Raw genomic sequence first — 25,581 nt, forward strand, 5'->3', positions numbered from 1 at the left:
ATAAGTCCTTTCTACTTTTAGATTAGTACCAGTATATCAAATTTTTAATGATTGTGGTAAAATAAGATGATACTAAAGAAGGAAATAACTATGAAACCAGAAACATTTTACAACTTGCTTACCGAGCAAAATCTTCCACTTTCGGACCAGCAAAAAAAACAATTTGAACGTTATTTTGAGCTCTTGGTTGAATGGAATGAAAAGATTAATTTAACAGCCATTACGGACAAAGAAGAAGTTTATCTCAAACATTTTTACGATTCGATTGCACCTATTCTTCAAGGTTTGATTTCCAATGAGAATATCAAACTTCTTGATATCGGAGCCGGGGCAGGATTTCCAAGTCTGCCGATGAAAATTCTCTATCCTCAGTTAGATGTAACCATCATTGATTCACTCAATAAGCGCATCAACTTCCTCCAACTTTTGGCTCAAGAGCTGGATTTGGACAATGTTCATTTCTACCATGGACGTGCAGAAGACTTTGCACAAGACAAAAACTTCCGTGCTCAATATGATTTTGTAACAGCTCGTGCGGTTGCCCGCATGCAGGTTTTATCTGAATTGACAATTCCTTACCTCAAAGTTGGCGGGAAACTACTAGCACTCAAAGCCAGCAATGCCCCCGAGGAATTGTTAGAAGCCAAGAATGCCCTCAACCTCCTCTTCAGTAAGGTCGAAGACAATCTCAGCTACGCTCTACCTAATGGAAATCCGCGCTACATCACAGTGGTAGAAAAGAAAAAAGAAACACCAAATAAATTTCCACGTAAGGCTGGCATGCCCAATAAACGCCCGCTTTAAATTTTTACTAAAAAATGATTTACAAAGTTTACAATTTTTGCTATACTATCACAAGCAAAGGTTTTTAATGTCATCCCGTGAGGTGACGAAGACGCAGAAATACTTGAAACTCTTTAAAGTCTAGATTTTAGAGAAGTCTTACTCTGAGGGCCTATTGCTGTAAAATAATGGGCTCTTTTTTGATGCCCAAAAGTGAGGTTTATATGAAACAAGAATCAACTGTTGATTTGTTACTAGACGTTGACCAACGTCCTTCGGCTGGAAAAGGAATTCTCCTTAGCTTCCAACACGTTTTCGCCATGTTTGGTGCGACCATCTTGGTACCACTGATTTTGGGAATGCCTGTATCTGTTGCCCTTTTTGCTTCAGGTGTAGGAACACTCATCTATATGATTTCAACTGGTTTTAAAGTTCCCGTTTATCTAGGTTCTTCATTTGCCTTTATCACAGCTATGTCCCTAGCTATGAAAGAAATGGGTGGTGATGTATCTGCTGCTCAAACAGGGGTTATCTTGACTGGTTTAGTCTATGTCCTTGTGGCTGCAAGTGTTCGTTTTGCGGGTACAAAATGGATTGATAAACTCTTGCCACCAATCATTATTGGTCCCATGATTATTGTTATCGGTCTTGGACTTGCAGGTTCAGCTGTTACTAACGCTGGTCTTGTAGCGGATGGAAATTGGAAAAATGCTCTTGTAGCAGTTGTTACTTTCTTGATTGCTGCCTTTATCAATACAAAAGGAAAAGGCTTCCTACGAATCATTCCATTCCTCTTTGCCATTATTGGTGGTTACCTCTTCGCACTAACTCTTGGTTTGGTTGACTTTACACCAGTTCTTAAAGCTAACTGGTTTGAAATCCCTGGTTTCTACTTGCCATTTAACACAGGTGGTGCCTTTAAAGAATACAATCTTTACTTCGGTCCAGAAACCATCGCTATCTTGCCAATCGCTATCGTAACAATTTCTGAACACATCGGAGACCATACTGTTTTGGGTCAAATCTGTGGTCGTCAATTCTTGAAAGAACCAGGTCTTCACCGTACTCTTCTTGGTGACGGTATCGCAACTTCTGTTTCAGCCTTCCTTGGTGGACCAGCCAATACAACTTACGGAGAAAATACAGGGGTTATTGGTATGACTCGTATCGCTTCTGTCTCAGTTATCCGTAACGCAGCCTTTATCGCGATTGCCCTTAGCTTCCTTGGTAAATTCACTGCCTTGATTTCAACTATTCCAAATGCTGTACTTGGTGGTATGTCAATCCTTCTCTATGGGGTTATCGCCAGCAATGGTTTGAAAGTTTTGATCAAAGAACGTGTTGATTTCGGACAAATGCGTAACCTCATTATTGCAAGTGCAATGTTGGTACTTGGACTTGGAGGAGCTATCCTTAAACTTGGTCCAGTTACCCTTTCAGGTACTGCCCTATCAGCCATGACAGGAATCATCTTGAACTTAATCTTGCCATACGAAAATAAAGACTAAACGTCTTGACACAAAAAGTCCGCTCAGACAACTGAGTGGACTTTTCTAATTTTTAAGTCCCCCAAGCAACCAATAGATAGATCAGGCTAGAACCAAACATATCTGCTAAAGCATGCATGAGAAAGAATGGAAGGAGATTTTTAATTTTATATTTGTATAAGAAATAATAGAATAAGCCATAAACTACACCGATTACCAAAGCCCATACTAATCCTTGATAGGTGTGGAAGGAAATACGAATACTAGTAGAATAAAGCAAAATCAACCACTTGTGTTTTGCCTTCACTGAAGTTAACAAACCTAGAAAGAAAAACTCTTCATAAAATCCATTAAGCAAGGCATAGGCAATCACTATCGGGCTGAGAGCTAAAAACTTACCTATTATTTGCGTGAAATCTATATAGGCAAAAAGGTCTGGATTAAAGTAATTATATTTACCAGTGAGAGTTGTAACCAAGTCTCCAAACAGTCCCACTAAAGCAAATATAAATGGAACCCAAAAGATAATGGACCAATTCCAGCGAATAGGAAGCTGTTTAAAATCATAATTTCGAATCAAAAGATAGAGTAAGGTCACAGTTAGTAATATAGCTTGCAGGATAAAATTACTAAAATAAGCAGCACCTTCGCTTGCAGCCTGTCTAACTGTCCCTACTGTACTTGATACACCCGTTGGAAACGTATTTGCTAAAAATAGCTCGGTTGAACGAATTATAAACTGACCAAACATTATGATCGTAATAATCACAATGTCAAACCATCTCAAGTATTTTAGAGGTTTAGATGGATGTATTTTTTTAAAAATATTCATATTTTCTCCAAGTATTCTATACTCATATAAATATTTTAAGAAAAAAGACTTAAACTTTTATAAAATTTCATTAATTCATTTAGATTTAAAGACTTTTACTAGTAAAAATAACTCCTCTTTAAGAGTGGTTATCATCTACTTTCATTTTTTGTTTATTTCTCTAACAATAAATCTTTCAAAGAAATCAGGGTTACTGCAAATAAAATCATTGCCATGCCAAGAAAATCAATGGGATAAAATTGTTCATTCATGATCAGGAAGGCAAAGAAAACTGCCGAAATCGGCTCAATCGAAGCCAACAAACTTGACTTGACCGGTCCTATCAGACTGGCTCCTTTTAGAAAGGCTGTATAGGCAAAAACAGTCCCGATAAGAATAATGCCCGCAAAAGCGAGGAGAAAATCAAGACTAGTTGGGATAACAGTCTGTAGAACTCCTGTAAAAGGAAGGGCGACCAAACCAGCTATGACCATTCCCACACCAATGACCAAACTACTCCCCCACTTCTTAATCAAGGATATGGGCAAAATGATATAAAGTGCGTAAGTCAGAGCAGAAAAGAGACCCCAGAACAGGCCTGCAGGTGTCATGGATAACTGGTCCAACTGCCCATGAGTTGCGATCAGGAATGTCCCTCCAATAGCTAATACAATGGAAATAATCTCTGCCAGGGTTGGTGCCACCTTATTCTTGATACAGCTATAAATCAAAATCCCGACAGGACAAACATACTGAAGCACAGTCGCTGTTCCTGCATTGGTCTCCTGAATAGCAGTTAGATAGGCGAATTGGTTGAGGAAGAGACCAATTAGAGCAAAAATAAGAAGAGACAGCAAACTCTTTCTATCCTTTAAAAAGGCCAGCATTCTATCCTTTGCAGTAGCATAAGCCAAGACTATGAGAATCCCACCGGCGATTAAAAGTCGTAAGTTAGTTAAAACCAGAGACGAAATTCCATGTGCCATCAGGTATTGGCCACTCGTTCCTGACAAGCCCCAAGCAATCCCAGCCACAACTGTTAATAGAGTCCCTTTTAAACTGTTTGACATGTCTCTCCTTACTCTTCTTTGCGAATCAAGTCCATCACTTGATTGCGGTCTACAATCCATTGAGCCCTCTCATCCTTTTCATAGGTACGATTCGATAGGAAAATAGCCGCTTCTTGCTTCTGGCGATTCCACATGATAAAGGTACCTGTATAGCCCGTATGGTCTAACCAATCTCCTTCCAAATTCCATGCCAAAGAACGTTCCTTGTCATCCAAAGGAGAAAAATTTTGACTCAAATCTCTTGCAAAATCATCTGCTAAATAATGCTCTAAAAAGATTTGTAAATCCTTTACAGTAGAAAATAAACCAGCACTACCTGCATGTCTGCCCAGAAGGCGAGCCTTGGGATCATGTACTATGCCTGCCTCTACACCTCTGACTGTTGGAACAGCAAGCTCAACAGGCCCAAACTGGGTATCCGCCATTCCCAAAGGATTCCAAACTTGTCCTTGTAAAATCACATCCAAGTCTTGATTAAAGATTCTTTCCAAAATAAAACCCAACAGCAAAAAATGGACATCCGAATAAAGAAAGGCTGGCTGATTTCGTCTCTTGAGATGAAACATCGCTTCCTTTAATTCAGGTGCTGTTAAAAGATCACGATTGGGAATAAACGGATCAAGGTCTGTAGCGTGAGTTAAGAGCTGACGAATAGTGATATCTGGATAATCACTTTCAGGTAAAAAATCGGTTACTGGTCTGTCAATATCTAATTGACCTCTTTCCCACAAGAAGGTGAAAACAGTACCTACCCCAACAACCTTGCTGACACTGGCTAGATCATAAACTAGTTCTGCCTCAGTCTGCAAGCCATGCTCTGGGTCACTCTGGCCTAAATAGAACTCCGTCCATTGATTGTCCTTAAAATACGCAAAAGAGGCTCCGGGATAAATCCCTGCCTCGATTTGTTCTTCTATTTTTTTAATAATCTTGGTCCACTTCATACTTCTTCAAACCACAATTCAACATTATTTCTATCTTTACCAAGGAAGAATTTTTCAGACTTAGGAATAAAATATTCGGTAGACTCAAATCTCTTACGAAGACTTGCTATATCTAGTTCATTGACCAAGAACTTAAGCATAGATAAGTCCCAAGTAACCGTATTGTCCACTGTCAGATCCTGACCCTGAGCTGGGATAAAATCAAGTGATGCCCCAATTTCAGATGAACCCAAGAAACTTTCAATATCAGTTGGAAGATGTAATTCCATAGAAATCTCAAATTCACTCAAAGAAATTGATTCCAAATCTGTTTGAAATTCAGGTTTTTCTCCTACTTCTACTAGACTTGCTCTATCATCTTCCGCGTGAATCAAAATCAAATCATCTTCTGGTGAGAAAATTTCAAAAGCGTATCCATTTTGACCTTTATATAATCGATGAATCGAATCTGTTTTAGATAAGAGTCCTTCGATTTCCAAGGGATTTTCTACCTTGACAATCAATCTAGCTAGTTTTTTTCTTCCCTCTACCTTACGAGTACGCATGCTGGGAGATTCTTCTAAAACTAGCTTTTCAAGGCCTGTTTGGTCACCTAGTGACAGAAAGGCTGATTCTTCTAATAAGGCCTTCATGCCAAGGGTTTCTATATAAAATGTTTCATTTAATTTTCTATTATTAACTTTTAAAGTAGGAATAATCCGTACAATCTGATTTACATTCATAAATTCCTCCAACTCTTTTATTTTAAAGGATTTTAGAATTTTTTACAAGATATTATGCTCAAATTTACCGATTTTTCGTAAAATTTCATCTAAAAAACCGAGGATTCCCTCGGTCTTAATTTCTTATAGGTAAAGGAATTTGAAGATAGCTACTGCCGCAATTGCTGCTGCGATCGGTGCTACTACTGGTACCCAAGAGTACCACCATTTTGAATCACCTTTGTGCTCACCAAGAACTGACTTTGGAAGGAAAGCATGAAGGAGACGTGGTCCCAAGTCACGGGCAGGGTTCAAGGCAGGTCCTGTAGGTCCACCAAGTGATGTTACCAAGGCCATAACAAGGAATCCAAGTGCCAAGTGAGCTACTGAAAGTCCTGAAGCAGTATGTGGTGCTACTTGGGCTTTGATTGCTAAATCAGAAAAGTCAACATTTTGACCTGCTTGACTAGCCATTTGTTTCATGTATTGAAGCACTTCAGAACCAAAGAAGTTTTTAGTCAATCCAAGGGCTGCAAAGAAAAGAACAAATGATCCAACAAACTCGTTTACAAAACCATTAACAGTTGCTGCGAAATGTGATTCTTTTGTACCATTATCCAAACTTGAAATGGTTGAGAAAGTACCCAAGATATTGTTTGGATTTTCAGTTTTCAAGTAGTATGGGCGGTGTGTTGCCACAACCAAGGCTTGACCAAAGATAGCTCCTAACACTTGTGCAAGGATATAAGGCGCTACTTGTGCCCAAGGGAAGAGACCGCTAATTGCAAGTCCGAGAGTGAAGGCTGGGTTGATGTGGTTACCTGATACGTTACCAAACATCAAAGCTGGGATCATAACCCCCATACCATAACCAACAGCGATAACGATCCAGCCACTTTGGTGACCTTTCGTACCTTTAAGTTCAACGTTAGCAACTGCACCATTTCCAAGAATGATTAAAATAGCAGTTCCTAAAAATTCAGTGGCATATTTAATTGCCCATGTGAAATCCATTTGATAGATTCTCCTTAAAATTTTTTAGACAATCCTTATTCTATCAATTTTTATATCTTTTAGCAACAGATTTTCTAAAAGAATATATAAGAAAGCGATTTCATTTATTATAAAAAAACAAAAGGATTAAGGTAATACATTACCTTAATCCGAGAGGTCTTATTCTTGACGTTGTCCGAAATCTGCAATCATCTGCTCCATTTCTTGTCGACTCGGAGTTGTCAGCATATAAAGGTAATCCCCTTGAAGTTCCGCAAAGGCCGCTGGCATGACTTTTTTAACCTTGAACTGCTGGCTATATTTGTCAAGTAATTCCTCCTCAGAATAGACATAGTGAGCATTTGCACGACGGGATGTAGCTAAACAATATTGAGCTTCAAAGTCTGACGCTGGGAACTCTTCTCCTGCGACAATAGCTGCATAGCCACGATAGAGGTCCAAGGAATGGGCAAAGTTATAAACATCAATAGTGAAACCACCTGCAGGGCGGTTATTGTACTCGATGGCAATATAATCATCCCCTTCACGGAAGAACTCAATATGGAAAAAACGTTCTTTCATACCAAATTCTTTGACAATTGCTTCCCCATACTTGCGTAGTTTGGGATCCATCTCCTTGAGAACATAGTAAGAATTGTCCATCTTGTAAATCATGAGATCAAGCGGTGTATAGGCGTAGTCGAAGGTCGTTGAAAAGACAATCTTTCCATCCTTATCCACTAGACCATCAAAGGTGCAAATTTCGCTGGAAGTGACAAATTTTTCAAAGAAATAAACGGTTGAATGGTTCCACTCAGACTTGAAGTGGTTGATATCGTCTTCTGTCTCAAGCTTAAAGGTTGCGGCTGCCCCCACTCCATTATCAGGTTTTGCAATCATTGGAAGGCCGATTTCTTTTACAGCTTGATCAACATCTGCTTCCGTCTTGATAACAGCTCCAGGTACCACAGGTACACCTGCTTTTTTGAAAAGTTTCTTCATTTCAGACTTAAATTTAGTCTTTTTGAGATCCTCAGGTTTGGCACCAAAAACATTGAATTGTTCTCTGAGTGTTGCATCCAGCTCAAGCCAGTATTCATTATGAGACTCGATACGGTCAATTGAGCCATGTTTATAAAAGAGAAAAGCAACTGCACGTTTGACTTCGTCTATGTCTTCCAGATTGTCAACACGGAAATACTCGGCCAGGCTATTGCGCAAGGGCTCATCCAATTGTTCGTAAGGCTCTTGACCAATTCCCAAGACGGTAATGCCTTTATTGGCTAGTTCAATGGTAAACTGTTGAAAGTTTTGAGGATAGTAGGGAGAAATAACAAGGTAATTCATAGGTAACTCCTTTTATAAATAGAGATTTCCAAGGAAATAAGGCATTTGTTTGCGCCACCATTCCCAGTCGTGGGCGACATCGTGTCCCCATTCAGCAAACCAGGCTGGAATTTGTTTCTGGTCAAAGGCTTCTTTAAGCTTGTAGAAGGATGGCAAACCGTCTTGTTCCCAGGCTCCAAGACCCGTACACAGTACAATCTCTGCCTGACGATAACGGTCAATAAACCAGCCGTCGTTTTGGTTCCAGATATAATCTACTGGCGAGTTTTGGTAAATAGCATCGTCATTGTAGTAATCGCCGACAAAGAAACGTGCGTCGTAAACACCACTGAGAGCAATCACCTTGGTAAAGACATCTGGATGCTGGAGGAAGAAATTGAGTGCATGGTAGGCGCCCATCGAACAACCTGTTGTCATCATGCCATCAAACCAACCTGTCTTATGCTTGATAAAAGGAATGGCCTCCTCAATCACATAGCGTTCGTAGGCACGGTGCATCTCTGCTTGGTCGTGACCGTTCTTCCAAGTAGCCAACCAGCTCTCACTATCTACACTAGATAGGGTAAAGAACTGGACACGGCCTTCCTCGATAAAGGAAGCACAGGCATCAATCATGCCAAAATCATAATATTCATTGTGACTGCCACCTGATGAAGCAAAGACCACAACTGGAATCCCAGCATGACCATAACGGTTAAGGTACATTTCACGGTTGAGGTGACCACTCCAGTGGCTAAGGTTTTCAATATGCATTAGCTTTCTCCTTTCCTAACTTACCATTTCTCTGCAAAAAATCTCAGACAGTCTGGTAAATTTTCCGACCATGGAATCTCGCTATGGATGGCACCAGACTGAACTTTCAAGACAAGATTATCCAGATGAACTCCCCCAGCTATCAAATCATGGTAATAGCGAAGCGACGAGTCGATATAGGCTTGTTTGATATTGCCAGCCATCAGGGTCTTGTCTGTATCATCTGCTTCTTCTGTTCCAACATAGATAAAGATACGCTGGTCAGGCGATAGTTTCTTGCGCTCGATATAGCGATTAAAAGCTTCTTGATGGAGCCAGTTAGCAGATGAAAAGACACCTAGACAACCAATTTGATTTTGGTATTCCAAACCGATAAACTGGGTAATATTCCCTCCTAATGAGGAACCAATCATGGCTGTATGCTGGCGGTCTGCTTTTGTACGATAAGTTTCATCGATAAAAGGCTTGACCACCTCCATGACAAACTCGGCATACTCCACACCCTTACCGCCAAACTGCTGCCCTGGGATAGGAGATTCTTGGAACTTCCAAGCCGCATACTCATTCATTCGCCCCATACCATCATTGTCAATGGCAACGACAATCATGCGACTGATATCAGGATTACGCTTAATAGCTGGGATAATCTTCCATGAATGGCCAATGAAAGACTCCTTGCTATAAAAAACATTTTGCCCGTCATGAAAGTAAACAACAGGATAGGAACGATCCGTGTCTTTCTCATAATCTTTAGGCAGAAGAACACGCACACGGCGCTCCTTACCTATATAAGGAACCTTGAGTTTGTGTTCTTTCATTTTTAAATAAAAGTAGGATTGATTCATTGTCAGAAAACTCTCTATATTCAAAATTTTATTTTATTATATCACAGTTTAAGAAAAAAAGTCAGTTTTTCTTCCATTTTTGGATTAAAAACTAACTTTTTCATTTGTTTTTCTAAATTCTTTTGGATTTTCTGATTAGAGCAAATTATCAATCAAGTCATCAACTTCATCTTTTTCAGCTTGAGGTGTAATCTCAGTAATCATAATTCCAGCCACAGCTCGCTCTACTAATCCTTCAACATCCATACGTGCTTCATACTGCTCTGCATTCTTAATCTTAGGATTGGTCTTAGGACGATCTGGCGCAAAAATCGTACAACAGTCTTCAAACGGTTGGATTGAAATGTCAAAGGTATCGATTTCCTGGGCGATGTCAATAATTTCCAACTTGTCCATGGTTACAACTGGACGGATGATGGGAGTGTTGGTGACGACATTGATAGCCTGCATGCTTTCCAATGTCTGGCTAGCTACTTGACCAAGACTTTCCCCATTGATGATAACTAAACCATTTCGTACCTCACGAATACGGTCAGTAATCCGCATCATAAAACGACGCGTCAAGGTCATGAGATAGGCTTCTGGCGCTTTGGCTTTGATTTCCTCTTGAATCTCTGTGAAAGGCACCTCGATAAACTGGATATTGCCACCGAACTTGGTCAATTTTCGAGTCAAATCTTGGGCTTTTTTTAGAGCACCAGGACTCGTGTAAGGTGGGCTGGCAAAATGAACAGCTTCGATATCCACTCCACGTTTCAAAGCAAGATAACCTGCTACAGGTGAATCAATCCCTCCCGACAACATAAGCATCCCTTTACCTGAAGTTCCAACTGGCAAACCACCAGCCCCACGAATGGTTTCATAAGAAAGATAGGCTGCTTCTTCACGGATCTCCACCTGAAGATTGATGTCAGGACTTTTCATTTGAGCTTGCACATTTGGAATAGCTTCAAAAACAGCTCCTCCAAGTGTTTGATTGAGTTCACGACTATCCAACTCAAAGCTGTGGTCGCTACGCTTGCTAGAGATTTTAAAGGTCATGCCTTCCTTGTAGATATCCTGCATAATCTCTTGGACAGCAGACTTCAGAACTTCTACAGATTTTTCAACCTTATATACTGGAGAAAAATTCTGAATTCCAAAGACTTGCTTAAGCGATTCTGCTACTGCTGTGTAATCAGCTCCATTGAGATAAGCATGGGCACGGTCGCGATCTGCAGTTACCTTAACCTGGGGATAGATAGACAAAACGTCTGAAATATTATTGCGAAGTTTATTGATGAAACGCATACGGTTTTTACCCTTGGTTGACAGCTCACCGTAGCGAATCATAATTTCTGAATACTGCATAAATGCTCCTATCTTACTTTTCTAGTTTGATTGTAAATTAATTTTAGCTTGGTCAAAAACTGCTCTACCTGACTCATATCATTTTCAAGATCTAGGCTAAGACGCACAGCTGACTGGGCCTTATCCTTGTCGACTCCCATAGCTATCAAGGTTCCAGCTGGTTTCCCTGCCTTGGACGAACAAGCAGAGGTCGTTGAGATGAAAATATCATAGTCTTCAAAGGCGTGAACAATGACTTCACCACGAACACCCTTAATTCCAAAAGTCAGGATATGAGGGGCAAAGTCTTCCTCATCTGAAAAGACAAATATATCTGGATAATCTAAAAGAGCTTGGCGAATCACTGCCTTCATCTGTCCAGTCTTGCTTGTAAAGAAATCTAGCTTCTCCATAGACAAACGGAGAGCCTTGGCTGTCGCTGCAATTCCTGCCACATTTTCAGTTGTCGAACGGTAATCACGTTCCTGACCACCACCTGTTAAAAGAGGCGTAATCTTCTTGCCATACTTGATATAGACAAAACCAACACCACGAACGCCGTGAAACTTGTGACCAGAGAAAGTTGCAAAATCCACTCGTTCTGTCAGATACTTTTCAGTCGGAATTTTGGCAAGTGCCTGAACCGCATCAACGTGGAAGGAAATAGTCGGCTTGTCTGCTAACAGTTCTGAAATAGCCTCAATGGGCTGAACAGAGCCAATTTCGTTGTTAACTGCCATGATGGAAACGAGGGTCGTATTAGGTCGTATCAAATCTGCTAGCGCCTCAACATCCACAAATCCTTTCTCATCAACTGGAGTAAAATCCACTTCAAATCCTTGACTTTTCAGCCATAGAGCTGATTCCTTAACTGCTGGATGTTCAATTGCTGATACGATAATGTGCTTGCCAAACTGAGCTTTTTCAACGGCCACACCCTTGATAACCCAGTTATCCCCTTCTGTTCCTCCAGAAGTAAAGAAGATTTCATCGCTTTTCTTACCGATTAAATCTGCAATCTGTTGGCGAGAAGCATCTAAGATTCGTGTTGCTTGGTCTCCCAAACGATGGAGACTAGATGGATTTCCTAAAATTTTTGAAGCGACCTGCACATAAGTTTCAAGGGCTTCAGGATAAGGCTTGGTCGTCGCCGAATTATCAAAGTAAATCATATTTTCTCACGCTTTCTAAAATCACTCCTTCTATTGTATCATGAAACGGAGCTTGCGACAAGAAAGGGCAATTCCTCTTTTTTTAAGATTTTTTTAAAGAAATGAGGTATAATAAATTTTAATTAAAGGAGAGAATGCATGTCTAATTATCGTAGAACTTCAAAACCAAAAACAGAACACATCAAAAAAGGCTTTACGGTCTTTCAAAAAACCATTGCTACTATCGGTAGTATCCTTGGCTTAATTACTGCTAGTATCACTATCATGAACGCCTTGGATAATAACAAAAATACTAAAAAAGAACCTACGACAACCCAGACAACAACAATTGTCAAAGAAATTCAAAAGGAATCCCCTCAGGAAAACACTAGTCCCAATAAGGAAACTAACACTACCCAAGAAAAAACACAGCAAGAAGAAACTCCAAAATCTAGCGTCAAGGAAGAGAAAAAAGAAGAACAGAAAACGGCAAATCAGGACTCTACTACTCCTGCTCCAAGTAAATCTGCCACTGAAAATGAAAAACAGTCCAATACTCCAAATTCAGAAAATAATACCAATCAATAGCCAGTAAAATAGCTTCCCTCCAAACTTGGAAAGAAGCTATTTTTTATTGTTGCAATACTTTTCTTGGTTTGGTACCTTCAGCTGGACCAATGACACCTGCCATTTCGAGTTCTTCCATGAGGCGGGTCGCACGGTTAAATCCAACTGATAAACGACGCTGAATCATGGATGCACTAGCTTTCTGGGTCTCAATGACCAAAGCTTTGGCTTCTTCAAAAAGCGGATCTCCACCAGTTTCACCATCTGAAAATTCACCTTCATTTTCAGAAACCTCACCTGGATCAAAACTCTCATCGTAGTCCGCATCAGCCTGAGCCTTGATGAAGTTTACGATGCGCTCGACATCATCATCCGAGATAAAGGAGCCTTGGAGACGAACTGGATGATTTTCATCAATTGGTTTAAAGAGCATATCTCCTCGTCCAAGCAATTTTTCTGCTCCATTTTCATCCAAAATCGTACGAGAGTCTGTCCCTGACGAAACTGCAAATGCTACACGAGATGGAACATTAGCCTTGATCAGACCAGAGATGACATCAACGGATGGACGCTGGGTTGCAAGAATCATGTGGATACCTGCAGCACGCGCCTTCTGTCCGAGACGAATGATAGCATCTTCCACTTCCTTGCTGGCTACCATCATGAGGTCAGCCAACTCATCCACAATCACGACAATGAGCGGTAGCGGAACCTGCTTGTACTCAGACTGGGCATTGAACTCTTCTACCTTGGCATTAAAACCTGCAATATTCCGAACTCCCACCTTGGCAAAGAGTTCATAACGATTTTCCATTTCATCCACGACCTTTTGCAGAGCCTTGCTGGCCTTGCGTGGATTGGTCACAACTGGAATCAAGAGATGAGGAATGTCATTGTAAACAGACAACTCAACCATCTTGGGATCGACCATCATAAATTTAACTTGGTCTGGTCTTGCCTTCATGAGAATGCTAGCTATAATGCCGTTAACAGCTACTGACTTCCCTGAACCCGTTGAACCTGCGACTAGCAAGTGGGGCATTTTAGAAAGGTCAAAAGCTCTTGCGGTGCCATTAACAGCCTTTCCTAAAGGAATTTCCAAGAGATTTTCTGCTTTTGTTTGAGATTGTTCCCATAGTTCGCGGAAAGATACAGTCGCAATCTCAGAGTTGGGTACTTCGATTCCGACTAGGGATTTCCCTGGGATAGGTGCTTCAATCCGGACATCCTTGGCCGCCAAGGCTAGAGCGAGGTCATCTGCGAGATTGGAGATGCGGTTGACCCTTACACCCACTGCTGGCTTGACTTCATACTTGGTCACTGATGGCCCAATTTCGGCCCGTTCAACTGTTACCTTGATACCGAAGCTAGCAAAGGTTTCTTCTAGGATTTTGATGTTTTCTCGGACGATTTTCTTTTCTTTAGACTGGTCCTTGGGTTTATCTGGGGCAAAGAGTTGTAAGCTTGGAAGTTTGTACTCAAGAGCCTCCTTGGCTGAAAAATCAACTTGTACATCTTCATCATCAAAAACCTCCTCATGTTCAGGGAATTCATGTTCAGCTTGAGGCAGGATGATTTCTGGTTCTACCCACTCTTCTTCCGGAACAGGTGGAACGTCAAGCACAACATCTTCTGTCAAAATTTCACCTGTTTCCATATCAACAGGAGGCATATCGAGTAAGGCTTTTTCAGCCTCTTCTTTTTCTAATCTAGCCTCTTGCTCAGCTTTTTGACGAGCTTTTTCTTCTTGTTTGACAAAGCGTTCCTCTTTTCGACGCTCATGTCCTTCCTGCCATTTAGCAAAGCCTCTACTGAAAAATTCAGCAATATCGTAAACAGACCAAGGGCTGACTAGGAGAGAACCCACTAAAATCAAGATAGAACCAATAAAGTAAGTCCCGATATTGGAGAAGAGAAAGGCGGTTGGCATATAAAGAGCGACCCCAATCAAGCCCCCTCCAGCAAAGCTGGTCGTTCGAAAGCCTGTTAAATCCGTCACAACCTGAGCCATAGTCCCTTTTAGTACCGACTTATCCAAACCATATTTCCAAACTAAGTAGGCCTCAAAAATCAAGAGCAAACCTGCAAATATGGTGAAAAAGCCAGATAAGAGTCCTTCCTGTTTTCGTATCCACTTGAAAAAGAAGAGGTAGAGCAGGATACCAAATATTGCCAGATAAGCTAGGCTCCCCACCAGCAAGCGAATTAAATTGTAGAGGGTTATACCTGCAGCCCCTAATTTGAAGGCTGCGAAAATCAATAAAAGCGCGATTCCCAACGAAATCAACATTCGTTGAATCGCTTCTTTTCTTTCGAGTTCTGCTTTAGACAGTCTCCGTCTTGTTTTACTTGTATTCTTGTTTGCCATTCTTCTATTATACCATATTTCACAGGTATTTCGGAAAAGGTCAATATTCTCCTTGGATAGTTCAGTATTAAGAGATTCAAATAAAATTTTCTTATCCATAGTTTCCCTCTCTAAGCAATTTCAGAACATCTTTTTAATAGCCTTTATGATTCAACTGACTGTTCATCAAAAAAAGAAGATATGCAAAATTTTGAAATTTTGATATAATAGAACTATCAAAAAGTAAAGGAATGATTGGTATGAACGCAATCACAGCTCACAGCTCACAGCTCACAGCTCACAGCTCACAGCTCACAGCTCACAGCTCACAGCTCACAGCTCACAGCTCACGCTGATTATGTAATCAAGCGTATTTTTTGTCAAGCCCTAAAACAGACTTTTTCACATTTTTGTGAGAAGGTCTTTTCTGTTGTTTCTCAACTCAATGAGTTGATTGTTGGAGGTGTAAAATGACGCCTCTAGCTATTGATAGAAGTTGGCAATCTGGAAATGAAAGAGCAGACAATTTATTTTTCTGGAGAAATTTCGGTTTTGATGAAAAAGATATTTTAATCGAAAATACTGATGGTATCGTTAACGGATCTCTGTTTGAATTTAAAAATAGCATTGCTGATCTTAATGCTGTGCTTACTCAAGCTATCCACTATCTGTCTAAATTAAGGATTAAAGGTGGTATTCCTATACCAAGCAAAATCGTTTTAGTTGATATTAATAAAAATCGTGCTAGTGTTTATGATGCAACTAAATATCGTTTAGAAATTTTACAAAATTATACGAATAGTGCATCAAAAAATGTAAATCAGAAGACTTTAAAAGATGCTACTAATCCTGAAAAAGTAATTGAATTTGATGTTTTTCAACCAAAGAGCCCTAAAAATCGTGAATTGCGTGAATTATTCCAAATAGACGAGTATCAAAAGTTTGAAATTGGCTTTCCAAACATTTTAGGGTGGGCGAACTACATATACCGTCACGATAAAACAACAACAAAATCTCAAATGTTTGAGATGCTCAAACAACCGTCTAATTCAATAGTCGAAAACTATATCTTACCTTGGTGTGGAGACGAAAGCGATTTTGACACCGTGATGGACGCATTAAATGACCCTGCAAATAGAAAAGATTTAGGAGCGTTTTATACACCATTACCTTATGTTAAAGAAGCAACTAAACTTGTTCGTCAAGCTATTAGCAGTCTTCCTAAAAATATGGACTATGTTATTTTGGATAGATGTGCTGGTACAGGAGCATTAGAGCATTATTTAACTGAAGAAGAGTTAGGCCATGTTATCTTGAATACTTATGAAATAAAAGAATGGCTTGTTTTGTATAACAAATATATTGGAAAGGTGAGGGCTATCATACCACCACTTTCAATTGTACAAGCAAACAAGGGGAACTTAGTAACAGGTGGGGATGCTTTAGCAGAAGAGTTTTTATCGATTCCAATGGAAACAGATGGAAAACATAATACATTACAAGAAATCATAGATGACAAAAATGTTGCGATTATTGGTTTTGAAAATCCCCCTTATTCTAGCGAATTAGCTCGGGCTCAAGAAGGAAATGTTAAATCGATAGATAAATTTAGCTATATAAGGAAATTGATGTCCGATGAATTTGTGGGTGATAGTAACCATGCAAAAGATTTGCTAAATCAATTTGTTTGGTCTTTTGAAAAATACTTTATGAGAGATGAAAACGACTATTATATTTTATTTGCTCCTGTTAAGTATTGGAAATCAGTTGGTCTAATGCAAAAAATCTTTATTAATGGTTTTCTAGCAAACAGAGGGAACTTTAAAGCACAAGAAAGTTCCGTTTTGGTAGCACTTTGGAAAAACGATCAAGATAACGAAACTGAAAGTATTACTGTAACTGCTAAAGAAATATGGAGAGATAATAAAAAATGGGGAACTGGGAAAGGAGCAGCAGTCATTGATGTACCTGAGGATGCTATTCTTAAAGATGTGAAGCATGTCACTATAAAAAAAGTATACAAAACGCTAGGAGAATACTATTCTAAAAAGTTAAAAACAGATGTGTTATCTAAAATTGCTACTGGCTACGATGGTAAAGAAGTACCATTAAAAAGCTATGGAAAACCTGTTTATAATGACAATATTTTAGCGGTTATAGAAGCCAGTGGTTTTGGTACTACTCCGCAGGACATAAGAATGACTAGAATTGCTATTTATCATGGACGAGGTAGTCAAGTTAGAACAAATAATTACGCAGAGCAAACTGCTTTATTTGTTGCCAAGCAATACCCTCAAAAAAACTGGTATGAAAGGGATATTTACTACACAACTGCTGATAAAGGGGATTTGTATACAGAGGATACAGATTTTCTTAGAAAAGCTACATTATGGACTTGTATCTCTCAAAAAAATCATTGTTTGAGCTTTGATGGTTCTGATGGAAAGTTTTATAGTAACGAAATGTGCCTAGATGAGAACTCTCTAGTTCGTAAAGAATTGGTCGAACAAGAAAAATATGGAAAACTTGATAGAGCTGACTTAATGTTGCTAGGCGTCTTTGATGAATTACTTGAACTAGCTAAAAATACTCAAGAATATAATCCAAAATACAATTATGGTACTTATCAAATTGAATTGGACATAAATACATCATACAAAGATGGTAATGATAAAAAGATATTCAACAATGAAAAAGTTAACACTAAACTAAAAGAACTTAAAACAAGGTTAGCTGATTACTATGAGAATGAGCTTGAAAGTAAATTATTTGAGTATGAACTATTGAAATAGTGAGAAGACGATTTCCAAACGGAAATCGTCTTTTTCGATATTGTTGAAATACTACATTTTGTGGTTGGTTTAAACTGGTATATAGTTCCCTTTTATTTAACTGCTTGTGGTTTGCGTAGGTAACCATAAACCACACCACTTACGATTGCTCCTACCAATACAGAAACGAGGTAAAGAAGAGCATTTGAAGTAAGGGCGATAACGAAGATTCCTCCGTGTGGCGCCATGAGTTTGATACCAGTAAGACCAACGAGGCCTCCTGCTAATGCTGAACCAAGGATAAAGCTTGGGATAGCACGAGCTGGATCAGCTGCACCAAATGGAATCGCTCCCTCAGTGATAAATGACAAGCCCATGATGATGTTTGTCAAACCTGAGTTGCGTTCTTCCTTAGTAAATTTGTCTTTAAAGAGAAGAGTTGCGACAAAGATTGCAAGTGGTGGCACCATTCCTCCAGCCATAACTGCTGCCATGGCTACAGAACCACCTGAAGAAACAGTTGCTGCAAGCGTACCTGTACCAAAGACATAGGCAGCTTTGTTAACTGGTCCACCCATGTCAACAGCCATCATTCCACCAAGGACGATACCAAGAAGGACAGCTGAACCGCCTCCAAGACCGCCTAGGAAGTCATTCATAGCAGTGTTGATTGCTACCATTGGGATGTTAACAGCTAGCATGACAAATCCAGTCAAGATTGTTCCAAGAAGTGGCAAGAGAAGGATTGATTTTGCACCTTCAAGTGAACGAGGAACTTTAACGTATTTCTTGATAGCAAGAACTAAAGCACCTGCGATAAATCCACCAACAAGGGCACCTAGGAAACCAGATGAGACACCTGCAAGAGTTGAAGTTGCTTCACCACCTGCTGCATAAGGGATTTTACCAAAGGCAAAACCTTCTTTAGCAATAGCACCAGCCACAAAACCCGCTACCAAACCTGGTTTTTCAGCGATAGAGTAGGCAACATAACCTGCAAAGACTGGGAGCATCAATCCAAAGGCTGCACCACCAATTTTCATGAACATAGAAGCTAACTCATGGTAAGAACCAAGATTGCCAAGGTTTTCATTTGGAACACCCAAAGCACCGTCAATCAAGAAGGCAAGGGCAATCATAATACCACCGCCAATAACAAATGGCAACATTTGTGATACACCACTCATCAAGTGTTTGTAGAAGGCACCACCAAGGCTTTGTTTTTCGTTAGAGGCTGTTGCAGCTTTGGCTCCATTAGCGGCACGGTAGACTTCAGCATCTCCTGAAAGAGCCAACTTAATCAACTCTTCTGTCTTACGGATACCGTCAGCAACTGGACGATTGATTAATGGTTTACCGTCGAAACGATCCATTTCAACTGCCTTGTCTGCTGCGATAATAACAGCTTTAGCCTTACGGATGTCTTCAGCAGTTAGTTGGTTTCCAACACCGCTAGCACCGTTAGTTTCGACCTTGATACCAACCCCCATTTCAGCAGCCACTTTTTGAAGGGCTTCTTGGGCCATGTAAGTGTGGGCAATACCTGTTGTACAAGCTGTAACAGCTACGATGAAGTCATCAGAGTCATTTGCAGGAGCTTGAGCTGGCTCCTCAGATTTTTCTGAAGCTTGGTCAAAAAGTTCGATAACTTGGTCAGCTGATGTTACTTGACGAAGTTTGTCAGCAAAACCGTCTTTCATCAAGTATTGAGACAATTCTGCCAAGGCTGCCAAGTGAGTATCATTGGCACCTTCTGGAGCTGCAATCATAAAGAAGAGGTCAGTTGATTGTCCATCCAAGCTCTCGTAGTCAACACCCTTGTTTGACTTGGCAAAGAGAACTGTCGCTTCTTTGACAGCAGCATTTTTGCTGTGAGGCATTGCGATACCATCACCCAAACCTGTAGAAGTGAGAGCTTCACGCGCCAAAATTCCTTCTTTAAAGGTTTCAAAATCTGTCACATAACCGTGGTCTGTCAAACTTTTAATCATCTCGTCGATGACAGCTGTTTTTTCAGTTGCTTGCAAATCCAGCAACATAACATCTTTTCTCAATAGGTCTTGAATTTTCATCGTTTTTCTACCTCAACTTTTTCATATGTTTCTTTAATAAATTCTGCTGTTGCCAAGTCATCCGAGAAGGTAGTTGCCGTTCCACAAGCAACTCCCCATTTGAAGGCTTCTACTGCGTCTTTTGATTTGACAAATTCACCTGTGAATCCGGCAACCATAGAATCACCAGCACCAACTGAATTTTTGACTGTTCCCTTGATAGGTTTTGCGAAGTAAGCTCCCTCAGATGTGACAAGAAGGGCACCGTCGCCAGCCATGGAGATAATGACGTTTTGAGCTCCTTTGGCCGGTAACTGACGAGCATAGTTCTCGATTTCATCTAAACTTTCGAGTTTCACTCCAAAGATAGCTCCAAGCTCGTGATTATTTGGTTTGACCAAAAGTGGCTGATAGTCCAAACTATCAATCAAGGTCTGTCCTTCAAAGTCACAAACGACTTGCGCACCAGTCTTGCGTGTCAAGGCAATCAAATCCTTGTAGATAACATTTCCTAGGTTTTTAGCACTCGAACCCGCAAAGACAACCGTATCTTCTGCTGTCAGACTAGATAAAATAGCTTTCAATTCTTCTAGCTGAGCTGGTTCGACATTTGGACCGGTTCCGTTGATTTCTGTTTCTTGGTCTGCTTTGATTTTAACATTGATACGAGTATCTTCTGCCACTTGGACAAAACATGTCTCGATTTCTTCCTCTGCAAGGGTATCTGTGATAAATTTACCAGTAAAGCCTCCGATAAATCCCGTCGCTGTATTTGGTATATCCAAACGTTTCAAGACACGGCTGACATTGATTCCTTTCCCACCAGCAAACTTATCATCACTATCCATTCGATTGACACTGCCAACTTGGACTTGGTCCAAACGCACAATATAGTCAATAGACGGATTGAGTGTGACTGTATAAATCATACTTCTATTACCTCCGTTTTCTCCTTAATAGCCTGCAAGAGCTCATGCCCTTGACTTGTGATAACAATAGCTCGTTTGAGTGGTGCTACCTTGGCAAAGCAAGTTTGTCCAATTTTTGATGAATCCACTAAGACGTAGGTCTGTTTAGCATTCTCCAAAATAGCACGCTTCACAACTCCCTCTTCCATATCAGGAGTCGTATAATAACCATCGTCCACACCATTCATCCCGATAAAGGCACGGTCAAAGTGCAATTGGTTAATCTGGTTAAGAGCAACTCCCCCGATGCTAGCATCTGTCGCCATCTTGACACTACCTCCAACCATGACAGTTGGAATCTGCTTTTCAACCAACTGAGCAGCATGGTGAATCGAGTTGGTCACGACTGTAACATTCTTATTGCCCAATTCATGAATCAAAAAGGCAGTTGTTGTTCCAGCATCGATAAAGATGACATCTTGTTCCTTGATGAGAGAGGCCGCCTTCTGAGCTAACAACTTCTTCTCTTGAAGGTTTTTGACAGATTTTTCTTGAATGGTTTCTTCTTCCTGCAAGGAATGGGGCAATTCTGCTCCACCATGTACGCGACGAAGCTTGTTTTCTGCTTCCAACTCATCCAAGTCTCTTCGAACCGTTGATTCTGACGTTTCTAGCAAACTAACTAATTTCTCTAGAGAAACTACATGATGTTGATTTAACTCCTCTAAAATCAGTTGTTTCCGCTCTGTTTTTAACACTGAATCACCTCCTGTTATCGTTTACACTATTCATTCTATCACACTTTCTTTCAAAGTCAAGCGCTTTTTGTCATTTTCTTTCAAAATCTATCATTTTTCTTATTTCCAAAATTTTTATTGCAAGATAAGAGCCTTTATGGTAGACTATTTGAGTAAGTATTGGAAGATTACTCAAGAGGCTTAAGAGGCCGTGTTGGAAACGCGGTAGGCGTGTAACAGCGTGCGTGGGTTCGAATCCCATGTCTTCCGTTTATTTTAAAAAAGATACCCAAGAAATCTTGGGTATCTTTTTTCTTATATGCTTGTTTTATAACTCGGGTGAATTTCTTAGAAAATATCAAATAACAATTTCACATTGAGAATTGTTAAGATAATGGAAACGATATAGCCAAGGATGGTATTCCATTTGGCATTGGTAAATTCTCCCATCAGTGATTTCTTAGAAGTTAGATAAATCAGTGGGAAGATTGAAAATGGAAGAGCAATCGAAAGAAAGACTTGTGAATAAACCAATAACTGATCTAATGTTTTTTCCTGATGACCAAACAGAACCGCTACAATCATGACAGGCAACAAGGCAAAGAGACGAGTTGCCAAACGAATGAACCATTGAGGTAATCTCATATGCAAGAAACCTTCCATAACGATTTGTCCAGTCAAGGTACCCGTAATTGTCGAATTTTGACCACTGGCTAATAAAGCCAAGGCAAACAAGGTTGATAAGGTCGAGCTAGCTATAGCTCCTGCAATAGTAGAATCCTGCAAGGCATTATACATTTGAGAGAAGGCAGAAATCTCAGATGCATGGCCGAAAAAGAGAGCCGCCCCGAGAATTAATAGAAGGGAGTTAACCACAAAGGCCAAGGATAATTGGAGATTTGAATCCCAGGTCATAAAGCGCACGGCTTTTCGAACATCATTCTTGTCCTTGTGATTGATTTTCCGAGTTTGTGACAAGGAAGAATGCAAATAGAGGTTATGGGGCATAACCGTTGCTCCCACGATCCCTAGTGCCAAGGTTAATTGACTTTCATGCCCTGGCAAGGGACTTTCAAATAAGGTTGCATTCGGTAGATAACCCTCAACGATTCCTTGGAAGCTTGGATGTGACAAAGCTACCAGATAGGTAAAAATTGCTAGAATGGTTAAAATCAGTGTTGTCACAATAGCTTCAATCTTCTTAAAGCCAAATTTCATCAGAAGCAATAAGAGAAAAACATCCAACACGGTCAAGAGAATTGCTATCATAATCGGAATCTTAAAGAGAAGATTGAGAGCAATCGCTGAACCTAGAACTTCTGCCAGATCTGTCGCCATCAAGGCTAATTCTAAAATCACCCATAGACTATAACGAAGCCATTTAGGTGAATGATGAGCCGTTGCTTGAGCCAGGTCCATCTGGGTTACAATACCAAGCTTTCCTGCCATCTGCTGAAGTTGCATGGCAATGAGAGATGAAATCAAGATAACAAACAAGAGACTATACTTATAGGAAGCACCACCGACTACACTGGTAATCCAGTTTCCTGGATCCATATAACCAACTGCGACAAGAGCACCCGGACCTAAAAAGGCATTTAAATTTTGCCAGAAATGATTGTTATTTGGAGTATCGATAGATTGATTAATCTCAGAGAGTGACACTTTTTTATGAGAAGACATAGATACTTACCTCTTTCTAAACCTACTTTTTCATTATTTTCTATTAGAGAAAAATAAGATTGACTTTAAACTATTAAAACAATGAAAACTATATGAAAAACATTTAGTTTTTTCATTATTTTTCTTAAGGCACCTTAATATTTTTCTTAAGGCACCTTAATATTTTTCTTAAGGCACCTTAATTATAACACAAAAAATGAAAACTATATGAAAAACATTTAGTTTTTTCATTATTTTTCTTAAGGCACCTTAATTATAACAGAAAATATGATAAAAACTTAAGAAAATTCAGGACTTGCTTTAATATTTAGGATACAACTGAAAATTGTATCCTTTTTGTAAAAAAGAATACCAAGGAATACCAAAGAACAAAATAAAAAACGCTGTAAGTACAACGTTTTAGAAAGGAATGCAAAAGAATAATGGAGCCGGTGGGAGTCGAACCCACGTCCAAACACCTGCCAACATATTTGTCTACAACCATAGGTTATGTATTCGTTTAACAGTCCCTCGACACATAACTCAAGCCTAGAAACTGCGAGTCTATCAATCTCTTATCAAGCCGCTAGACAAGACTTGATCGTATCTCGCTAATAATAAGACCTGTCATTGAACACGAGCAATCCAAATCGGGTCACGCCTGCTGGTTTTTAGGCAGCTAGAGCGTAAGAAGTGTTATTTTTTGCAGTTATATTTAACTGAGCGTTTACGTCGCCACACGAGTCGCAAAATATGCCTCATAATGCCTGTCGAATCCGTAACGACCCCAAAAGACAACAAAACCATTATACCTTATCTAACTCAAAAATGCAAAAAGGAAAGCAATTAACTACAAAAGATAGTCTTTCAAAGATTTTGTCAAAATCTGATAACCAGCAACACTGAGATGCAGTCCATCAGTTGTATATTCTTTTTTGAGTTGACCTACTTGGTCTGTCAAACTATCAAAAACTGGCACAAATTCTACCTGCATATAGGCTGAAGCAAGCTCTCGATAGGCTTGATTCCATTTCTGGATTTTTTCATTCGTGCGGATATAGACTGTCTGCTTGTACTCCTCTCCCTCATTGACTGGCAAAATGGAAAGCAATTTAATCTCAGTCAATGGATAATCGCGAGTAATGGATTGTATGATAGCTTCGAGATTATTGAGAGCCTCATTCACAGGCACATCTTTTCCGATATCATTTGTCCCAATCAAAAGGACAATTTTATCTACTGCTCCACCGTACAGATGCGCATCTAGATTTTCTAATAACAGCCCTGTCTGATACCCTCGAATGCCTCGATTGACAATCGTCTTCGAAGTCCCAAATAGTTCCTGCAGAGGATAATATTCGACAATGGAATCCCCAATAAAAAGAATGTCTGGTTCTACAACAGAAACCTGATTTAAGTGACGATACTTGGTTTGGATTTTTTCTTGTTCCTTTAGTAACCAATTTTCTAATAACTGTACTGCCACTTCATTCTCCTTTTTCTAACCAGTTTTCCAAGACTTGATAAACTCCGCCTTGGCTGTTGGCTGGCGCTAGAGCCGTCGCCACAGCTTTGGCCTTATCATCAGCATTTTCCATTGCATAGGCAATTCCAGCCATTTCAAGCATTTCAACATCATTTTCACTGTCACCAAAAGCCATGATTTGTTGGGGGTTCAAGTCCCAACGCTTGAGTAATTCTTCCAAGCCCCATGCTTTATGAATCCCAGCTTGAAGGATATCAATGCAACCATAGCCACTCGATACAGCACGAACACGGCCATCAAAGAGTTCATTGATTTCTTCCAAGACCGAACTCAAACGTTCCTCACCAACAACCATACTCATCTTGAGCACACCACCAAAGAGGTCAGAGGTTAATTCGTCCACAAATTGCATCCGTTGGTAGAATTTTTCAATCATTTCTGGAGTCATAAAACTTTCAAGATCTGTAAAAATCGTACCTTCTTTGACGAAACCACCCTTCATCCCCGTTACAACAAACTGGTCCTGACACGCTCGATCCTTGAAACGAGTCAAAGCCTTATCGACAATGGCATCATCCCAAGTCTGAGCCTGAATCAGTTCATTGTTTTCAAAAATACGAGCACCGTTTGCAACAACCAGAACCACTCGATCGACCAAGTGCTCCAGTAGTTGCCTCATGCGATGAATTTCATTGCCCGTCGCGATGACAAAACGAATACCCCTTTGATCCAACTGATCTAAAATTTTTTCCAAGCGTGGGAGATCAAGCTGGCCTCTAGCATCCAGCAAGGTCCCATCCATATCTGTCGCAATTACCTTAATCGTCATTTACTTTCC

At 40.0% G+C, this 25,581-nt stretch carries 21 protein-coding genes, 1 tRNA gene and 1 other RNA gene; 5 read left to right on the forward strand and 18 right to left on the reverse strand.

Annotated elements, in window-relative coordinates; all coding sequences use genetic code 11:
- Window positions 1-90 precede the first annotated feature (90 nt).
- Window positions 91-804 carry a 16S rRNA (guanine(527)-N(7))-methyltransferase RsmG gene (gene rsmG, locus N8M95_RS02715; protein WP_120718844.1) on the forward strand — a complete coding sequence of 238 codons (714 nt, stop codon included), beginning with the start codon at window positions 91-93 and terminating at the stop codon, window positions 802-804.
- Between the two features lie 203 nt (window positions 805-1,007).
- On the forward strand, window positions 1,008-2,291 hold the full coding sequence (locus N8M95_RS02720; RefSeq protein ID WP_247932709.1) for a uracil-xanthine permease family protein: 1,284 nt from the start codon (window positions 1,008-1,010) through the stop codon (window positions 2,289-2,291).
- A 52-nt stretch (window positions 2,292-2,343) separates the two neighbouring features.
- Here N8M95_RS02720 and N8M95_RS02725 read toward each other — a convergent pair whose 3' ends face one another.
- The 10 genes from N8M95_RS02725 to N8M95_RS02770 form a co-directional block, all read right to left on the reverse strand.
- The gene (locus N8M95_RS02725; protein ID WP_261116562.1) at window positions 2,344-3,102 is read right to left on the reverse strand and encodes a CPBP family intramembrane glutamic endopeptidase; all 759 of its coding nucleotides are present in this window, start codon (window positions 3,100-3,102) and stop codon (window positions 2,344-2,346) included.
- A 152-nt stretch (window positions 3,103-3,254) separates the two neighbouring features.
- Window positions 3,255-4,151, reverse strand: coding sequence for a DMT family transporter (locus tag N8M95_RS02730; RefSeq protein WP_390897283.1), 897 nt, complete (start codon window positions 4,149-4,151; stop codon window positions 3,255-3,257).
- A gap of 8 nt (window positions 4,152-4,159) precedes the next feature.
- Window positions 4,160-5,095 carry a serine hydrolase domain-containing protein gene (locus N8M95_RS02735; protein WP_261116563.1) on the reverse strand — a complete coding sequence of 312 codons (936 nt, stop codon included), beginning with the start codon at window positions 5,093-5,095 and terminating at the stop codon, window positions 4,160-4,162.
- Window positions 5,092-5,817, reverse strand: a complete 726-nt coding sequence (locus N8M95_RS02740; RefSeq protein WP_261116564.1) for a CppA family protein — start codon at window positions 5,815-5,817, stop codon at window positions 5,092-5,094. Before N8M95_RS02740 ends, N8M95_RS02735 begins: the two co-directional genes overlap by 4 nt.
- Window positions 5,818-5,940: 123 nt before the next feature.
- Window positions 5,941-6,810, reverse strand: coding sequence for an aquaglyceroporin Gla (gene gla, locus N8M95_RS02745; protein WP_261116565.1), 870 nt, complete (start codon window positions 6,808-6,810; stop codon window positions 5,941-5,943).
- A gap of 159 nt (window positions 6,811-6,969) precedes the next feature.
- Window positions 6,970-8,136, reverse strand: a complete 1,167-nt coding sequence (locus N8M95_RS02750) for an ATP-grasp domain-containing protein (protein WP_261116566.1) — start codon at window positions 8,134-8,136, stop codon at window positions 6,970-6,972.
- 12 nt (window positions 8,137-8,148) lie between these two features.
- Window positions 8,149-8,889 carry an esterase family protein gene (locus tag N8M95_RS02755; RefSeq protein WP_153199706.1) on the reverse strand — a complete coding sequence of 247 codons (741 nt, stop codon included), beginning with the start codon at window positions 8,887-8,889 and terminating at the stop codon, window positions 8,149-8,151.
- A 20-nt stretch (window positions 8,890-8,909) separates the two neighbouring features.
- Window positions 8,910-9,734: an alpha/beta hydrolase gene (locus N8M95_RS02760; protein WP_049551097.1), complete on the reverse strand. Its 825-nt coding sequence runs from the start codon at window positions 9,732-9,734 to the stop codon at window positions 8,910-8,912.
- A 135-nt stretch (window positions 9,735-9,869) separates the two neighbouring features.
- Window positions 9,870-11,084 (reverse strand): tRNA uracil 4-sulfurtransferase ThiI, encoded by a 1,215-nt coding sequence (thiI, locus tag N8M95_RS02765; protein WP_261116567.1) that lies wholly within the window; start codon window positions 11,082-11,084, stop codon window positions 9,870-9,872.
- 8 nt (window positions 11,085-11,092) lie between these two features.
- Window positions 11,093-12,235, reverse strand: a complete 1,143-nt coding sequence (locus N8M95_RS02770) for a cysteine desulfurase family protein (RefSeq protein WP_261116568.1) — start codon at window positions 12,233-12,235, stop codon at window positions 11,093-11,095.
- Between the two features lie 138 nt (window positions 12,236-12,373).
- Between N8M95_RS02770 and N8M95_RS02775 the strand changes: the two genes are divergently transcribed.
- Window positions 12,374-12,802: a DUF6556 family protein gene (locus N8M95_RS02775; protein ID WP_261116569.1), complete on the forward strand. Its 429-nt coding sequence runs from the start codon at window positions 12,374-12,376 to the stop codon at window positions 12,800-12,802.
- A 43-nt stretch (window positions 12,803-12,845) separates the two neighbouring features.
- Here the strand turns inward: N8M95_RS02775 and N8M95_RS02780 are convergent, their stop codons facing one another.
- The gene (locus N8M95_RS02780; RefSeq protein ID WP_314725961.1) at window positions 12,846-15,113 is read right to left on the reverse strand and encodes a DNA translocase FtsK; all 2,268 of its coding nucleotides are present in this window, start codon (window positions 15,111-15,113) and stop codon (window positions 12,846-12,848) included.
- 485 nt (window positions 15,114-15,598) lie between these two features.
- Between N8M95_RS02780 and N8M95_RS02785 the strand changes: the two genes are divergently transcribed.
- Complete coding sequence (locus tag N8M95_RS02785; RefSeq protein ID WP_023947000.1) at window positions 15,599-17,920, forward strand: hypothetical protein; 2,322 nt, start codon at window positions 15,599-15,601, stop codon at window positions 17,918-17,920.
- A gap of 92 nt (window positions 17,921-18,012) precedes the next feature.
- On the opposite strand, the gene N8M95_RS02790 is transcribed toward N8M95_RS02785, so the two are convergent.
- Genes N8M95_RS02790 through N8M95_RS02800 form a run of 3 tightly spaced genes read right to left on the reverse strand, consistent with a single transcriptional unit; the run spans window position 18,013 to window position 21,616 of the window.
- Window positions 18,013-19,971 (reverse strand): fructose-specific PTS transporter subunit EIIC, encoded by a 1,959-nt coding sequence (locus N8M95_RS02790; RefSeq protein ID WP_261116571.1) that lies wholly within the window; start codon window positions 19,969-19,971, stop codon window positions 18,013-18,015.
- A complete protein-coding gene (gene pfkB / locus N8M95_RS02795; protein WP_261116572.1) occupies window positions 19,968-20,879 on the reverse strand; it encodes a 1-phosphofructokinase in 912 nt (303 codons plus the stop codon). Before pfkB ends, N8M95_RS02790 begins: the two co-directional genes overlap by 4 nt.
- On the reverse strand, window positions 20,876-21,616 hold the full coding sequence (locus tag N8M95_RS02800; protein ID WP_261116573.1) for a DeoR/GlpR family DNA-binding transcription regulator: 741 nt from the start codon (window positions 21,614-21,616) through the stop codon (window positions 20,876-20,878). Before N8M95_RS02800 ends, pfkB begins: the two co-directional genes overlap by 4 nt.
- Before the next feature lie 161 nt (window positions 21,617-21,777).
- On the opposite strand from N8M95_RS02800, the gene N8M95_RS02805 reads away from it, so the two are divergent.
- Window positions 21,778-21,865 (forward strand) — tRNA-Ser (locus tag N8M95_RS02805).
- Window positions 21,866-21,943: 78 nt separating this feature from the next.
- Here the strand turns inward: N8M95_RS02805 and N8M95_RS02810 are convergent.
- From N8M95_RS02810 to N8M95_RS02825, 4 genes are all read right to left on the reverse strand, one after another.
- A complete protein-coding gene (locus tag N8M95_RS02810) occupies window positions 21,944-23,278 on the reverse strand; it encodes an Nramp family divalent metal transporter (protein WP_000094601.1) in 1,335 nt (444 codons plus the stop codon).
- Window positions 23,279-23,698: 420 nt separating this feature from the next.
- Window positions 23,699-24,046: a transfer-messenger RNA gene (ssrA, locus tag N8M95_RS02815) on the reverse strand.
- A 61-nt stretch (window positions 24,047-24,107) separates the two neighbouring features.
- Entirely contained in the window at window positions 24,108-24,743 is a 636-nt protein-coding gene (locus N8M95_RS02820; RefSeq protein WP_033685213.1) for an SGNH/GDSL hydrolase family protein, read from the reverse strand.
- Between the two features lies 1 nt (window position 24,744).
- Window positions 24,745-25,572 carry an HAD family hydrolase gene (locus tag N8M95_RS02825; RefSeq protein WP_261116574.1) on the reverse strand — a complete coding sequence of 276 codons (828 nt, stop codon included), beginning with the start codon at window positions 25,570-25,572 and terminating at the stop codon, window positions 24,745-24,747.
- Window positions 25,573-25,581: the final 9 nt, after the last annotated feature.

This window comes from Streptococcus mitis (assembly GCF_946190325.1).
Lineage (GTDB): Bacteria > Bacillota > Bacilli > Lactobacillales > Streptococcaceae > Streptococcus > Streptococcus mitis_CF.